The organism is Clostridium simiarum (genome assembly GCF_018919175.1).
GTDB lineage: Bacteria > Bacillota > Clostridia > Clostridiales > Clostridiaceae > Clostridium_L > Clostridium_L simiarum.
Window position 1 is genome coordinate 53,588 of the sequence record NZ_JAHLQL010000002.1, and the last position, 14,087, is coordinate 67,674.

Genomic DNA, 14,087 nt, shown 5'->3' on the forward strand with positions numbered 1-14,087 from the left:
ACTATTACGAACTATTATGATTGCTGCAATAGCAGTGATCCGCTAATATGTTTAGGAGGTGTAAAGTAATGAAAAAAGCAATAATGGGTAGAAAAGTTGGAATGACCCAAATATTTGATGCTAATGGAAAAGTAGTTCCAGTGACTGTTGTTGAAGCAGGTCCATGTGTTGTACTTCAAAAGAAAACTTTAGAGAGAGATGGTTATGAAGCTATCCAAGTTGGGTTCGCAGATATAAAGGAAAAGTTAGTTAATGGTCCAAAGAAAGGACATTTTAACAAAGCTGGAGTTTCCTTTAAAAGATTTGTAAGAGAATTTAAACTTGATAACACTAGCGAGTACCAAGTTGGTCAAGAGATCAAAGTTGATGTGTTTGCAGAAGGTGAAAAAGTTGATGTTAGCGGAATTTCTAAAGGTAAGGGGTTCCAAGGTACAATTAAGAGATGGAATGGACACAGAGGACCAATGTCCCACGGTTCTAAATTCCACAGAGCAGTAGGTTCTATGGGAGGTTCATCCGACCCAGCAAGAACATTTAAAAACAAGAAAATGCCAGGACATATGGGAAATGAAAAAACAACTGTATTAAATCTTGAAGTTGTTAAAATAATGCCTGAGAAAAATGTAATATTAATCAAAGGTGGTATCCCAGGCCCAAATAAAGGCATGGTTATAATAAGAAATTCAGTTAAGGCTTAATTCTTTGAAAGAAAGGAGGAAGTAGAATGCCTACAGTAGGATTATTTAATAGAGAAGGACAAAAAGTTGGAGATTTCCAATTATCAGATAATGTTTTCGGTGTTGAAGTTAATCAATACGCAATGCATCAAGTAGTTGTTGCATTACTTGCAAATAAAAGACAAGGAACTCAATCAGCAAAGACAAGAGCTGAGGTTTCAGGAGGCGGAATAAAGCCTTGGAGACAAAAAGGAACAGGTAGAGCTAGACAGGGTTCAATAAGAGCACCTCAATGGATACATGGAGGTATCGTATTTGCACCAAAGCCAAGAGAGTACAGAGTTTCAGTTCCAAAGACAATGAGAAGAGTTGCTATGAAATCTGCTTTAACAAGTAAAGTTCAAGACAATGAAATGGTAGTATTAGAAAGCTTAAGCTTAGATGCTCCAAAGACAAAAGAGATAGTTAAGATGTTAAATGCATTTGAAACTAAAAAGGCTTTAATCGTAACAGCAGAATCAAATGAGGCAGTATACAAATCAGCAAGAAATATAGAGGGAGTAACTGTACTTCCAGTAAACAACATAAATGTGTATGATTTATTAAAGTATGAAAAAGTAATTATAACTAAAGACGCTGTGTCTAAAATTGAGGAGGTGTACGCATAATGAAATTAACAAGCCATGATATAATTAGAAAGCCTGTTATAACAGAAAAAAGTATGACAGCTATGGCTGAAAAGAAATACACCTTCATCGTTCATATATCGGCTAACAAATCTCAAATAAAGAGAGCTGTTGAAGAAGTTTTTGGCGTTGAAGTTGAAGATGTAAAGACTATAAGAACTATGGGAAAGACAAAAAGAGTAGGCGTACATGTTGGAAAAAGAGCAGATTATAAAAAAGCTGTTGTTAAGTTAACAGAAGATAGCAAAGCTATAGAATTCTTTGAAGGAATGCAATAGTAAAAAAGCAGGTATTGGCGGAAAGCCAGAAAAGCGTAAGCAAGGAGGGAATTTAGATGGCAGTTAAAACTTTTAAACCGACTACCCCATCAAGAAGAGAAATGACAATGCCAACATTTGAAGAGATAACTACAGACAAACCGGAAAAATCTCTTTTAGTAGCATTAAACAAAAGTGGTGGTAGAAATGCTCATGGAAAGATAACTGTTAGACACCACGGTGGTGGAGCTAAACAAAAATATAGAATAATAGATTTCAAAAGAAATAAAGATAATATACCAGCAAAGGTTGCAACAATAGAATATGATCCAAACAGATCAGCATACATATCACTTGTAGTTTATGCTGATGGTGAAAAAAGATACATACTTGCTCCAGTTGGACTAAAGGTTGGAGATGTTATAGTATCTGGACCAGATTCTGATATTAAACCAGGAAATACTCTTCCAATGAAGAATATACCAGTAGGTACAGTAATTCATAACATAGAGTTACATTCAGGAAGAGGTGGCCAATTAGTTAGGTCAGCAGGAACATCTGCTCAATTAATGGCTAAAGAAGGTAATTATGCTACATTAAGACTTCCAAGTGGAGAAATGAGATACGTTAGAGTTGAGTGTAGAGCAACTATAGGAACAGTTTCAAACTTAACTCATGAAATAGTTAACATAGGTAAAGCAGGAAGAAAGAGACATATGGGATGGAGACCAACAGTAAGAGGATCTGTTATGAACCCTGTTGATCACCCACACGGTGGAGGAGAAGGTAGATCACCTATCGGAAGACCATCACCACTTACACCATGGGGTAAACCTGCACTTGGTTACAAGACTAGAAAGACTAAGAAGTATTCAGATAGATTAATAATAAAGGGAAGAAACGATAAATAATTGAAGAGAATATAAATTATTCTCTTCAACCCAATATATCCATTTTGAAGGGAGGCAAATCTAGTGAGTAGATCAATTAAAAAAGGACCATTTGTCCATGAAGGTCTTTTAAATAAGATAAATGAAATGAACAAATCAGGTGAGAAGAAAGTTATAAAGACTTGGTCAAGAAGTTCAACTATTTTTCCACAAATGATAGGTCACACTATTGCAGTTCACGATGGTAGAAAGCATGTGCCGGTTTATGTGAGCGAAGATATGGTTGGACATAAACTTGGTGAGTTCGCTTTAACAAGAACTTACAGAGGACACGTAGGTAACGAGAAATCATCAAAGGTAAGATAAGCCTTTAGAAAGGAGGATTATTAAATGGAAGCTAAATCTATAGCTAAATATGTGAGAATGTCTCCAATGAAGGTTGGGATTGTTTTAGATTTAATAAGAGGAAAAAATGTAAATGAGGCTTTTGCTATATTACAATACACTCCAAAGGATGCTGCAGTAGTTGTAAATAAAGTTTTGAAATCAGCTGTAGCGAATGCTGAAAACAATATGAATCTAGATGCTTCAAGATTATTTGTTGCAGAAGCGCATGTAGGTCAAGGCCCAACTTTAAAGAGATTTAGACCTCATGCTCAAGGAAGAGCATTTAGAATAAATAAAAAAACAAGCCACATAACACTAGTTGTTAAAGAAAGAGCTTAAAAAGGAGGGAAAGAGAGTGGGACAGAAGGTAAATCCGCACGGTTTAAGAGTTGGCGTAATCAAAGATTGGGATGCAAAATGGTTCGCTGATAAGAAGAATTTTTCTGATTATCTTGTAGAAGATAATAAAATAAGAGAGTATGTTAAGACAAAGCTATATTCAGCAGGTATTTCAAGAATAGAAATTGAAAGAGCAGCTAAGAGGGTTAAACTAAACATATATACTGCTAAACCAGGAGTAATTATTGGTAAGGGTGGATCAGGAATAGAAGCTCTTAAAAAAGGTTTAGAACAGTTCGTAACTGATAAAAACATATTAATAAATATAGTTGAAGTTAAGAACACAGAGATAGACGCTCAATTAATGGCTGAAAATATAGCAGCTCAACTTGAAAAGAGAATTTCATTTAGAAGAGCAATGAAACAAACAATTCAAAGAGCAATGAGAGCAGGAGCTAAAGGAGTTAAAACAGCTTGTGCAGGAAGATTAGCTGGTGCAGAAATTGCAAGAACAGAACAATATCATGATGGAACAATTCCACTACAAACACTAAGAGCAGACATTGATTATGGATTTGCGGAAGCAAATACAACATACGGAAAAATTGGAGTAAAGGTATGGGTTTATAGAGGAGAAGTTCTTCCAGTTAAAAATGTAGTAAAGGAAGAAGCTAACGCGTAAGAAAGGAGGAATTCGAGATGTTAATGCCTAAAAGAGTAAAGCATCGTAAGGTTCAGAAAGGTAGAATGCGTGGTAAAGCTACAAGAGGTAATTTTATAGCTTACGGAGATTACGCAATTCAAGCAACTGAATGTGGTTGGATAACAAGCAATCAAATAGAAGCAGCTAGAATAGCAATCAATAGATATATAAAAAGAGGTGGAAAACTTTGGATAAAGATTTTCCCAGATAAGCCAATAACTCAAAAGCCAGCTGAAACACGTATGGGTTCCGGTAAAGGTTCACCAGAGTACTGGGTAGCAGTAGTTAAACCAGGTAGAGTTTTATTTGAGTTATCAGGTGTGCCAGAAGAAGTGGCAAGAGAAGCAATGAGACTTGCTCAACATAAACTTCCTGTATCAACTAAGTTTGTTACAAGAAGAGATTTTGAGGAAATGGGTGGTGAAAGTAATGAAGGCTAGAGAGTTACAAGAGTTAAGATCAAACTCACCTCAAGAGTTACAAGTTAAGCTAGATGATCTTAAAGGCGAACTTTTCAATTTAAGATTCCAACTAGCTACAGGCCAATTAGAAAATCCAATGAGAATTAGAGAAGTTAAAAAGTCTATAGCCCAAATAAAGACCATCATAAGAGAAGAAGAGTTAAAGTCTATTCAACAATAAGGCTTGAAAGGAGGTTCGTTCTGTGGAAAGAGCAAATAGAAAGACAAGAATCGGAAAAGTTGTTTCTGATAAAATGGATAAAACAATAGTTGTGGCTGTTGAAACTAAAGTTCGTCACCCATTGTATGGAAAGACAGTTAACAGAACTACAAAATTCAAAGCTCATGATGAGAACAATGAAGCAAAATTAAATGATAGAGTATCAATAATGGAAACAAGACCATTATCAAAAGATAAAAGATGGAGACTTGTTGAAATAGTTGAAAAGGCAAAATAGTCTTTAAAACTGAAAGGAGGGTTTTTCAATGATACAGCAACAAACCAGACTAAAAGTAGCAGATAATTCCGGAGCTAAGGAAATAATGTGCATCAGAGTTTTAGGTGGTTCTAATAGAAGATATGGAAACATTGGTGATATAATAGTTGCTAGCGTTAAAAGTGCAACACCAGGTGGAGTTGTTAAAAAAGGTGATGTAATTAAAGCAGTAATAGTAAGATCAGTTAAAGGTTTAAGAAGAGCTGATGGTTCTTACATCAGATTTGATGAAAATGCAGCTGTTATAATCAAAGATGATAAACAGCCAAAAGGAACTCGTATCTTCGGACCAGTTGCTAGGGAGCTAAGAGATAAAGAGTTTACAAAAATATTATCATTAGCACCTGAAGTTCTATAAGATAGGGAGGTGGCTAAATAATGAAGGTTCATGTAAGAAAGAACGATACAGTAATGGTTATATCAGGTAAGGATAAAGGTAAAACTGGTGAAGTTATAGCTGTTATGCCTAAGAATGGAAAAGTCCTAGTTAGAGGAGTTAACATAGTATCAAAACATAAAAAGCCAAGCAGAGAGAATATGCAAGGTGGAATAATAAAAGAAGAAGCACCAATATACAGCTCAAAAGTTATGTTATATTGCACAAAATGCAAAGCAGTAACAAGAATAAGCCATAAAGTTTTAGAAGACGGAACAAAGGTAAGAGTTTGCAAAAAGTGCGAAGAAACATTCTAGGATCTGAAAGGAGGTAAATTTGATGATTCCAAGGCTACAAGAAAAATACAACAATGAAGTAGTTCCAGCTTTAATGGAAAAGTTCGGATATAAAAATATAATGGAAGTTCCAAAGCTAGAGAAAATAGTTATCAATATGGGAATAGGAGAAGCAAAGGATAATGCTAAAGTTTTAGATTCTGCAGTATCAGATCTTCAATTAATAACTGGTCAAAAACCAGTAATAACTAAAGCAAAGAAATCCGTAGCTAACTTCAAATTAAGAGAGAACATGGCAATAGGTTGCAAGGTGACTTTAAGAAAGAAACAAATGTTCGAATTTGCTGATAAACTAATAAGCACAGCTTTACCAAGAGTTAGAGATTTCAGAGGAGTATCAGATAAGTCCTTTGATGGAAGAGGTAACTATGCATTAGGAATAAAAGAGCAATTAATATTCCCAGAAGTTGAGTACGATAAAATTGATAAAGTAAGAGGTATGGATATAATATTTGTAACTACTGCAAAGACAGACGAGGAAGCAAGAGAATTGTTAAGATTCCTTGGCATGCCATTTGCTCAATAATAAGGAGGGAAGAACGTGGCACGTAAAGCAATGATCGAAAAGTGGAACAAGACACCTAAGTATTCTACTAGAGCCTACACAAGATGTAGATTATGTGGAAGACCCCATGCAGTTTTAAGAAAATATGGTATTTGCCGTATTTGCTTTAGAGAACTTGCATATAAGGGAGAAATACCAGGATGCAGAAAAGCAAGCTGGTAAGATTTAATGTAACGAAAGGAGGCAATTAAATATGGGAGTTATCACTGACCCAATCGCAGATTTGCTAACTCGTATAAGAAATGCAAATTCTGTTAGACACGAAATAGTTGAGGTTCCTTCTTCAAATGTTAAGAAGGCCATAGCAAATATATTACTTCAAGAAGGTTATGTAAAAGATATCGAGGAGTACTCAGATGGAGTGGTTCCAATGATGAGAATTGGATTGAAGTACAGTTCAAACAATCAAAGAGTAATAACTGGATTAAAGAGAATATCTAAGCCAGGTTTAAGAGTATACTGCAAAAAAGAAGAAACTCCAAAAGTATTAAATGGATTAGGAATAGCAGTTATATCAACTTCTCAAGGAATAATGGTTGATAGAGAAGCTAGAAAATTAGGATTAGGTGGAGAAGTTCTCTGCTACGTTTGGTAATAACATAGAAATTTATCTTAAAAAGAATTATATAAATACTAAAAGATGCATAAAGATGCGTAATCGGAATGTAGGAGGTGCGATCATGTCAAGAGTTGGTAGATTACCGATTGCTATACCTAGCGGCGTAACTGTTACTGTAACACCAGACAACGTTGTTACAGTAAAAGGACCAAAAGGTGAGTTAGTAAAAGCTATGAACCAAGAAATGAACATAGCTATCGAAGACAATTCAATAGTAGTTACAAGACCAAGCGATGATAAGCAACACAGAGCTTTTCATGGCTTAACAAGAGCTTTAATAAACAACATGGTTAAGGGTGTAACAGAAGGATACCAAAAAACATTAGAATTAATTGGGGTTGGATATAGAGCACAACTTCAAGGAAAAAAATTAGTGTTAAACTTAGGTTTCTCCCATCCAGTTGAAATAGAAGCAGTAGAAGGTGTAACTTTTGAAATTCTTGCGGCTAATAAGGTTGCTATAAAAGGAATAGATAAAGAAGCAGTTGGAGATGTAGCTGCAGATATAAGAGCTTGGAGAAAGCCTGAACCATATAAGGGTAAAGGAATTAAATACGAAGGTGAAGTTATAAGACGTAAAGAAGGTAAGACAGGTAAGAAATAATAGAAAGGAGTGAACCTTTATGTTAAAGAAGGATGACAGACAACAAAGCAGAGAAAGACGCCATCTTAGAGTACGTAAGAAGATTTCTGGTACAGCTGAGAGACCAAGACTTTCTGTTTATAGAAGTGAAAAGCACATATATGTGCAAATAATAGATGATGTTGCTCAAAGAACACTTGTAGCTGCTTCTACTTTAGATAAAGACTTAGGCTTAGAATTAGGAAGCAACAAAGATGCTGCTAAAAAAGTAGGAGAATTAGTTGCGAAAAAAGCTTTAGATAAAGGAATTAAGCAAGTTGTATTTGACAGAGGTGGATACATATATCATGGAAGAGTTAAAGAACTTGCAGACGGAGCAAGAGAAGCAGGCTTAGAATTCTAATTTAGGGAGGGAAATAAATGAGAATCGATCCTAGCACACTAGACCTTAAGGAAAAAGTGGTTTTTATAAACAGAGTTACTAAGGTTGTTAAGGGTGGTAGAAACTTCAGATTCAGCGCTCTTGTTGTTGTAGGCGACGAGAACGGACACGTAGGCGTTGGAATGGGTAAATCTGCTGAAATACCTGAAGCAATCAGAAAAGGTATCGAAGATGCAAAGAAAAATTTAGTTTTTGTTCCTATGGTTGGAACTACAGTTCCACATGGAATAGAAGGAAAGTTTGGTACTGGTAAAGTATTAATAATGCCAGCATCAGAAGGTACAGGAGTTATAGCTGGAGGTGCAGCTAGAGCAGTACTTGAACTTGCAGGATTAAAAGACGTAAGAGCGAAATCATTAGGTTCAAAGAACCCAAGAAACATGGTTAACGCTACTATCAACGGATTAGCTAACTTAAGAACAGCTGAGCAAATTGCTAAGTTAAGAGGCAAAACCGTTGAAGAGATTTTAGGTTAGGAGGGATTGCCTTGGCTAAACTAAAAGTAACTTTGGCTAAGAGTTTAATTGGTAGAAAAAAAGATCATATTGCTACTGCAAATGCTCTTGGACTAAAGAAAATAGGAAAAACTATTGAGCATGAGGATACTCCTCAAATAAGAGGTATGATAAACAAAGTAAGTTATCTTTTAAAAGTTGAAGAAGTTTAACAGAGCGAGGAGGTGTAAATAACTATGAAACTTCATGAGTTAAAACCAGCAGAAGGAAGCAGAAAAGCTCCTAAGAGAGTAGGTAGAGGTACTGGATCTGGACTTGGAAGAAACGCTGGGAAAGGTGAAAAGGGCCAAAATGCAAGAAGTGGTGGTGGAGTAAGACCTGGATTTGAAGGAGGTCAGATGCCACTATACAGAAGATTGCCTAAGAGAGGATTCACTAACATATTTGCTAAAGAATATGTTGAAATAAATGTTGACAGATTAAATGTATTTGAAAATGGAACAGTTGTAACACCAGAATTGTTGCTTGAAAAGAGAGTAATAAGTAAGATAAAAGATGGAGTTAAGATTTTAGGAAATGGAAGCATAGAAAAGAACTTAACTGTAAAGGCAACAAAATTCTCTAAAACTGCAGCTGAGAAAATAGAAGCGGCTGGGGGAAAAGTTGAGGTGGTATAAAAATGCTATCAACCCTACGTAATGCCTGGAAGGTACCAGAATTGCGCAAAAGGCTGCTATATACCATATTTTTAATTGCAATTTTCAGGATGGGAAATCATATTCCTGTTCCTGGAATTGATACAGCGCGGTTAGCAGAATTTGCAGGTCAATCTGGAAATCTAATAAATTTTTATGATTTGATATCAGGAGGCGCATTTAGCTCCTTTAGCGTATTTGCATTAGGGGTTATTCCTTATATTAATGCCTCCATTATTATGCAATTGTTAACAATTGCAATTCCTCAACTTGAACAATTGTCAAAAGAAGGGGAAGAGGGAAGAAGAAAGATTCAAAATATGACTAGGTACGCAGCTATACCTATAGGTGTTTTGCAAGCTTACGGAGCCTATTTATTAATCAGAAGCCAAAATGCTATTGTAGATACTTCAATGGTAAATGTGGTTATGATAGTAGTAACCTTAATAGCAGCGTCTACATTTTTAATGTGGATGGGAGATATGATTACTGTAAAAGGATTAGGAAATGGAGTATCTTTAATTATATTTGTAAATATATTATCCAAATTTCCAACTACTATATATCAAATATCAGCTCTTAAAAAAGGTAAGTATGTAGGACCTGTAGAAATTGCTATATTCATATTAGTAATTCTTGCTTTATTGATAGCTGTAATAGGAATGTCTCTTGCAGAAAGAAGAATTCCAGTACAATATGCAGGAAAAGCAATTGGTAATAAAGTGTTTAAAGGTCAATCTTCACATATTCCAATAAGTATAACTGGTTCAGCAGTAATAGCTATAATATTTGCTATGTCTGTTATGGAATTTCCATATACTATAGGACAATTTTGGCCAGCATCTTGGTTTAACAAGGTTATAGTAAATGGTGTTTATAGTCCATTTAAAAGAAATTCAATAATGTATGTTGTTTTATATGCTATATTGACAATATTCTTTACATGGTTCTATACTCAAGTTACATTTAAGCCAGAAGAAATGGCAGAGAATATGGGGAAATCAGCTGGTTTTATTCCAGGGGTTAGACCAGGGAACGCAACTGCAAAATATTTAGAAAGAATTCTAGATAGAATCTCCGTTATAGGAGGAGTTTTTGCTGCAGTAATTGCTATATTCCCAATAATACTTGCAACCTATACATCTTTCCAAGGTATATCTTTTGGAGGCACTATGCTACTTATAATGGTAGGTGTATCTTTAGATACCTTAAGACAAATTGAATCTCAGTTAGTGATGCGTCATTATCAAGGATTTCTTAAATAAGGATTAATGGAGATGATGCCGGTGAGAATAGTATTACTAGGTCCTCCTGGTGCTGGTAAGGGTACCCAAGCAAAATCAATTAGCAATAGGTATTCCATACCACATATATCTACAGGGGATATATTTAGAAAAAATATTTCTGAGCAAACGCCTTTAGGCATTGAAGCTAAAAAACATATTGATAAAGGTCATCTTGTGCCAGATGATTTAACCATTGATATAGTAAAAGATAGATTGTCACAAAGAGATTGTGACAAAGGATTTTTATTAGATGGTTTCCCTAGAACGGTTAGGCAGGCAGAGGCTTTAGAAGAATTTTTATCTTCTAAAGGGAAAAAACTTAATACAGCTCTTTTAATAGATGTTCCAAGGGATTTCATATTAGAGAGAATGACAGGTAGAAGGGTTTGCCCAGCTTGTGGTGCGAGTTATCATATAAAATTCAATCCGCCAGCTATTGAAGGAAGATGTGATTTATGTGGTACCGATATAATTCAGAGAAAAGATGATAAAGAATCAACAGTTAAGGAAAGATTAGATGTTTATGATAGTCAGACACAACCTTTAATAGACTATTATAAAAGTAAAGATCTCTTATCTGTTGTGTATGGTACTAAGGCGATCAATGAAGTTTTCGAAAGCATCTGTAATATTCTAGGGAGCGATAGAAATGGTAATAATTAAAAATAGCCAACAAATTGAATATATGAGGCAAGCAGGAAAAGTGGTAGGAGAGACTCTTCTAAAACTAGAAGAGGTAATCAAACCTGGAATCACAACTGCTGAAATAGATAGAATTGCAGAAGAATTTATAACTAAGCAAGGAGCTAAACCTTCTTTTAAAGGATATGGCGGATTCCCTGCTTCCATATGTGCCTCTGTTAATGAAGAAGTAGTTCATGGTATACCTGGAAACAGAGTTTTAAATGAAGGTGATATAATAAGCGTTGATTGTGGCGCTGTATTAAATGGCTATCAAGGAGACGCTGCAAGAACTATTCCAGTTGGAAAAGTTTCAGAGGAAGCCATGAAACTTATAGAGGTTACAAAAGAAAGCTTTTTTAAAGGTGTTGAGAAAGCTATAGTAGGTAATAAACTTACAGATATATCTCATGCAGTTCAACAATATGCTGAGTCCGCAGGATTTTCTATAGTAAGAGATTATGTGGGTCATGGAATAGGAAGAGATATGCATGAAGATCCTGAGGTTCCTAATTTCGGAAGACCGGGAAGAGGTCCAAAGTTAGTTAGCGGAATGGTTTTAGCTATTGAGCCTATGATAAACATAGGGGATTTTAAAGTAGTTACAAAACCAGATGGATGGACTGTAGTTACTGTAGATGGTAGTTTATCTGCACATTATGAAAATACAGTAGCTATATTAACAGATGGTCCTGAAATACTTACACTGATAAAATAAGGTTACTGCTGCTTAGTTATAAATTCACATTGAGTGATTTTATTTCAATGTAAGTTTATTACTAAGGTAATCATAGAGGTGAATATTTTGCAAGACAATGACTTAATTGGTAAAATTGCATATTCTAAAGCTGGCAGAGATAAGGATAAATGGTATATAATTATTGACAGAATAGATGATAATTATGTATTAGTTGCTGACGGAAAGAAGAAAACTATAAGTAAACCTAAAAGAAAAAGGCTTAAACATCTTAATTTAACTTGTGAGGTTGCAGAAGAGATTAAAAATAGTTTATTAAGTGATGAGCGAGATGTAGATATTAAGATAAAAAGCTTTTTAATGTTAAAAGGCATTGTTAAGGAGGTTTGATTACCTTATGTCAAAAGATGATATAATAGAAATGCAAGGTATAGTAATTGATGCTTTACCAAATGCAATGTTTCAGGTAGAATTAGAAAGTGGGCATGTGATACTTGCTCATATATCTGGAAAGTTAAGAATGAATTTTATAAGAATTTTGCCAGGCGATAAAGTTACAGTAGAACTTTCACCTTACGATTTAACACGTGGGAGAATTACCTGGAGAGCAAAGTAATAAGGAGGGTTAGCTATGAAAGTAAGACCGTCAGTTAAGCCTATTTGTGAAAAGTGCAAGATTATTAGAAGAAAAGGAAGAGTAATGGTAATCTGTGAAAATCCAAAGCACAAACAAAAACAAGGCTAATTTGATAAACACAAATTGATTTAAACTTAAACAAAGATGTATTTGCTATTAAGTTTTAGGTACGGCTGACAATAGAGTAGCCGCTACACTCTATTGACCTAGAATTTTAAATATATAAATTAGAATTAAAAAATTAGAAGAGAATTTATATTCTATAGAAAAGTTACTTCAAATACCAGGAGGTGTAAATTTTAATGGCAAGAATAGCAGGTGTTGACCTACCAAAAGAAAAAAGAGTAGAAATAGGTCTAACTTATATATATGGTATAGGAAATTCAAGCGCTAGAAAGATATTAAAAGAAACTGGCGTTAATGCTGATACTAGAGTAAGAGATCTTACTGAAGATGAAGTTAATATTATAAGAGATTACATTAATAAGAACTTCAAGGTTGAGGGAGATTTAAGAAGAGAAGTTGCTCTTAATATAAAGAGATTAGTAGAAATCGGATGCTATAGAGGAATTAGACATAGAAGAGGTCTTCCAGTAAGAGGTCAAAAGACTAAAACAAACGCTAGAACAAGAAAAGGCCCAAAAAGAACTATAGCTAATAAGAAGAAATAGTGAGGAGGTAGAGTAATGGCAGCTCAGAAGGTTAAGAAAACCAGAAGAAGAAAAGAAAGAAAGAATATTGAGCATGGTGCAGCACACATAAAGTCAACTTTTAACAACTCAATAGTTACTTTAACTGATACAGCTGGAAATGCTTTATCATGGTCAAGTGCTGGTGCTTTAGGATTTAGAGGATCAAAAAAGAGTACACCATTCGCAGCACAAATGGCAGCAGAAACTGCAGCAAAGACTGCAATGGAGCATGGATTAAAGAGTATAGAAGTTTTCGTTAAGGGACCAGGATCAGGAAGAGAAGCAGCTATAAGATCATTACAAGCTGCTGGTCTTGAAGTTACTTTAATTAAAGATGTTACTCCAATACCACATAATGGATGTAGACCACCAAAAAGAAGAAGAGTTTAGTATAAGTAACAGGAGGTGTAATTAATGGCAAGATATACTGAAGCTACCTGCAGATTATGTAGAAGAGAAGGTATGAAACTATTCCTTAAAGGGGATAGATGCTATACAGATAAATGTGCATTCACAAGAAGAGCTTACGCTCCAGGACAGCACGGACAAAGCAGAAAAAAATTATCAAACTACGGATTACAATTAAGAGAAAAGCAAAAAGCAAAGAGAATATACGGAGTATTAGAGAAACAATTTAGAACATATTACGAAAAAGCAGATAAACAAAGAGGAATAACAGGTGAAAACTTATTAAGACTTCTTGAGATGAGATTAGATAATGTAGCATTTAGATTAGGATATGGAGCTTCAAGAACAGAAGCTAGACAATTAGTTACTCATGGACATTTCCTAGTTAACGGAAGCAAAGTAGATATTCCATCTTACAAAGTTTCTGTAGATGATGTTATAACTGTTTGCGATAGTAGCAAAGCTACTGAGAAGTTCAAAGTATTTGCTGAAAATCCAAAGACTTTACCAAAATGGTTAAGTGCAAGTCCAGAGAACTTTGAAGGAAAAATTGTTGCTGAGCCAGCAAGAGAAGATATAGACGTTCCTGTAAATGAAACTCTAATCGTTGAGTTATACAGTAAATAATAGTCTAAGTGTTTGCTAAAAGTAGAAAAATTCTACTTTGGCAAATATAGAATCAGTTGCCCTCATAGATA

29 protein-coding genes are annotated in these 14,087 nt (G+C 34.8%); all 29 read left to right on the forward strand.

The genetic code is table 11. The features are described from left to right. Positions 1–68: 68 nt before the first annotated feature. The 29 genes from rplC (at position 69) to rpsD (ending at position 14,016) form a co-directional block, all read left to right on the forward strand. Positions 69–698, forward strand: a complete 630-nt coding sequence (gene rplC / locus KQI89_RS08170; RefSeq protein ID WP_032120396.1) for a 50S ribosomal protein L3 — start codon at positions 69–71, stop codon at positions 696–698. Between the two features lie 26 nt (positions 699–724). Then, positions 725–1,345, forward strand: a complete 621-nt coding sequence (rplD, locus tag KQI89_RS08175; RefSeq protein ID WP_032120397.1) for a 50S ribosomal protein L4 — start codon at positions 725–727, stop codon at positions 1,343–1,345. Next, positions 1,345–1,641 (forward strand): 50S ribosomal protein L23, encoded by a 297-nt coding sequence (gene rplW / locus KQI89_RS08180; RefSeq protein WP_032120398.1) that lies wholly within the window; start codon positions 1,345–1,347, stop codon positions 1,639–1,641. The genes rplD and rplW overlap by 1 nt, the downstream gene beginning before the upstream one ends. A 56-nt stretch (positions 1,642–1,697) precedes the next feature. Further along, positions 1,698–2,531 carry a 50S ribosomal protein L2 gene (gene rplB, locus KQI89_RS08185; protein ID WP_032120399.1) on the forward strand — a complete coding sequence of 278 codons (834 nt, stop codon included), beginning with the start codon at positions 1,698–1,700 and terminating at the stop codon, positions 2,529–2,531. Between the two features lie 63 nt (positions 2,532–2,594). Further along, the gene (rpsS, locus tag KQI89_RS08190; RefSeq protein WP_032120400.1) at positions 2,595–2,876 is read left to right on the forward strand and encodes a 30S ribosomal protein S19; all 282 of its coding nucleotides are present in this window, start codon (positions 2,595–2,597) and stop codon (positions 2,874–2,876) included. A 24-nt stretch (positions 2,877–2,900) separates the two neighbouring features. Then, entirely contained in the window at positions 2,901–3,236 is a 336-nt protein-coding gene (rplV, locus tag KQI89_RS08195; RefSeq protein WP_032120401.1) for a 50S ribosomal protein L22, read from the forward strand. A 16-nt stretch (positions 3,237–3,252) separates the two neighbouring features. Then, positions 3,253–3,918 carry a 30S ribosomal protein S3 gene (rpsC, locus tag KQI89_RS08200; protein ID WP_032120402.1) on the forward strand — a complete coding sequence of 222 codons (666 nt, stop codon included), beginning with the start codon at positions 3,253–3,255 and terminating at the stop codon, positions 3,916–3,918. Positions 3,919–3,935: 17 nt separating this feature from the next. Next, positions 3,936–4,379, forward strand: a complete 444-nt coding sequence (gene rplP / locus KQI89_RS08205; protein WP_032120403.1) for a 50S ribosomal protein L16 — start codon at positions 3,936–3,938, stop codon at positions 4,377–4,379. Further along, positions 4,369–4,581, forward strand: a complete 213-nt coding sequence (gene rpmC, locus KQI89_RS08210; protein ID WP_032120404.1) for a 50S ribosomal protein L29 — start codon at positions 4,369–4,371, stop codon at positions 4,579–4,581. The genes rplP and rpmC overlap by 11 nt, the downstream gene beginning before the upstream one ends. 22 nt (positions 4,582–4,603) lie before the next feature. Then, a complete protein-coding gene (rpsQ, locus tag KQI89_RS08215; RefSeq protein ID WP_032120405.1) occupies positions 4,604–4,858 on the forward strand; it encodes a 30S ribosomal protein S17 in 255 nt (84 codons plus the stop codon). 28 nt (positions 4,859–4,886) lie between these two features. Continuing rightward, positions 4,887–5,255, forward strand: a complete 369-nt coding sequence (gene rplN, locus KQI89_RS08220) for a 50S ribosomal protein L14 (protein WP_216456722.1) — start codon at positions 4,887–4,889, stop codon at positions 5,253–5,255. 20 nt (positions 5,256–5,275) lie between these two features. Then, a complete protein-coding gene (rplX, locus tag KQI89_RS08225; RefSeq protein WP_032120407.1) occupies positions 5,276–5,590 on the forward strand; it encodes a 50S ribosomal protein L24 in 315 nt (104 codons plus the stop codon). A 22-nt stretch (positions 5,591–5,612) separates the two neighbouring features. After that, a complete protein-coding gene (rplE, locus tag KQI89_RS08230) occupies positions 5,613–6,155 on the forward strand; it encodes a 50S ribosomal protein L5 (protein WP_032120408.1) in 543 nt (180 codons plus the stop codon). Between the two features lie 15 nt (positions 6,156–6,170). Continuing rightward, positions 6,171–6,356: a type Z 30S ribosomal protein S14 gene (locus tag KQI89_RS08235; RefSeq protein ID WP_032120409.1), complete on the forward strand. Its 186-nt coding sequence runs from the start codon at positions 6,171–6,173 to the stop codon at positions 6,354–6,356. A gap of 31 nt (positions 6,357–6,387) precedes the next feature. Then, a complete protein-coding gene (rpsH, locus tag KQI89_RS08240) occupies positions 6,388–6,789 on the forward strand; it encodes a 30S ribosomal protein S8 (protein ID WP_216456723.1) in 402 nt (133 codons plus the stop codon). 85 nt (positions 6,790–6,874) lie between these two features. Further along, positions 6,875–7,417 (forward strand): 50S ribosomal protein L6, encoded by a 543-nt coding sequence (rplF, locus tag KQI89_RS08245; protein ID WP_216456724.1) that lies wholly within the window; start codon positions 6,875–6,877, stop codon positions 7,415–7,417. A 19-nt stretch (positions 7,418–7,436) separates the two neighbouring features. Continuing rightward, positions 7,437–7,799, forward strand: coding sequence for a 50S ribosomal protein L18 (gene rplR / locus KQI89_RS08250; RefSeq protein WP_216456725.1), 363 nt, complete (start codon positions 7,437–7,439; stop codon positions 7,797–7,799). A 17-nt stretch (positions 7,800–7,816) separates the two neighbouring features. Then, positions 7,817–8,314: a 30S ribosomal protein S5 gene (rpsE, locus tag KQI89_RS08255; protein WP_032120413.1), complete on the forward strand. Its 498-nt coding sequence runs from the start codon at positions 7,817–7,819 to the stop codon at positions 8,312–8,314. 11 nt (positions 8,315–8,325) lie between these two features. Next, complete coding sequence (gene rpmD / locus KQI89_RS08260) at positions 8,326–8,505, forward strand: 50S ribosomal protein L30 (protein WP_032120414.1); 180 nt, start codon at positions 8,326–8,328, stop codon at positions 8,503–8,505. Positions 8,506–8,529: 24 nt separating this feature from the next. Continuing rightward, the gene (gene rplO / locus KQI89_RS08265) at positions 8,530–8,970 is read left to right on the forward strand and encodes a 50S ribosomal protein L15 (RefSeq protein ID WP_032120415.1); all 441 of its coding nucleotides are present in this window, start codon (positions 8,530–8,532) and stop codon (positions 8,968–8,970) included. Positions 8,971–8,972: 2 nt separating this feature from the next. After that, positions 8,973–10,253, forward strand: coding sequence for a preprotein translocase subunit SecY (gene secY / locus KQI89_RS08270; RefSeq protein ID WP_032120416.1), 1,281 nt, complete (start codon positions 8,973–8,975; stop codon positions 10,251–10,253). A gap of 21 nt (positions 10,254–10,274) precedes the next feature. Next, positions 10,275–10,937, forward strand: a complete 663-nt coding sequence (locus tag KQI89_RS08275) for an adenylate kinase (RefSeq protein WP_216456726.1) — start codon at positions 10,275–10,277, stop codon at positions 10,935–10,937. After that, positions 10,924–11,673 (forward strand): type I methionyl aminopeptidase, encoded by a 750-nt coding sequence (map, locus tag KQI89_RS08280; RefSeq protein WP_216456727.1) that lies wholly within the window; start codon positions 10,924–10,926, stop codon positions 11,671–11,673. Before KQI89_RS08275 ends, map begins: the two co-directional genes overlap by 14 nt. A gap of 78 nt (positions 11,674–11,751) precedes the next feature. Continuing rightward, positions 11,752–12,042, forward strand: coding sequence for a KOW domain-containing RNA-binding protein (locus KQI89_RS08285; protein ID WP_343216347.1), 291 nt, complete (start codon positions 11,752–11,754; stop codon positions 12,040–12,042). Between the two features lie 7 nt (positions 12,043–12,049). After that, positions 12,050–12,268 (forward strand): translation initiation factor IF-1, encoded by a 219-nt coding sequence (gene infA, locus KQI89_RS08290; RefSeq protein ID WP_032120420.1) that lies wholly within the window; start codon positions 12,050–12,052, stop codon positions 12,266–12,268. A gap of 15 nt (positions 12,269–12,283) precedes the next feature. Beyond that, complete coding sequence (rpmJ, locus tag KQI89_RS08295) at positions 12,284–12,397, forward strand: 50S ribosomal protein L36 (RefSeq protein ID WP_003448032.1); 114 nt, start codon at positions 12,284–12,286, stop codon at positions 12,395–12,397. A 194-nt stretch (positions 12,398–12,591) separates the two neighbouring features. Beyond that, on the forward strand, positions 12,592–12,960 hold the full coding sequence (rpsM, locus tag KQI89_RS08300; protein WP_032120421.1) for a 30S ribosomal protein S13: 369 nt from the start codon (positions 12,592–12,594) through the stop codon (positions 12,958–12,960). A 15-nt stretch (positions 12,961–12,975) separates the two neighbouring features. Beyond that, positions 12,976–13,371, forward strand: a complete 396-nt coding sequence (gene rpsK / locus KQI89_RS08305) for a 30S ribosomal protein S11 (protein WP_032120422.1) — start codon at positions 12,976–12,978, stop codon at positions 13,369–13,371. Positions 13,372–13,395: 24 nt separating this feature from the next. Next, positions 13,396–14,016: a 30S ribosomal protein S4 gene (rpsD, locus tag KQI89_RS08310; RefSeq protein WP_032120423.1), complete on the forward strand. Its 621-nt coding sequence runs from the start codon at positions 13,396–13,398 to the stop codon at positions 14,014–14,016. The last annotated feature ends 71 nt before the right edge of the window (positions 14,017–14,087 follow it).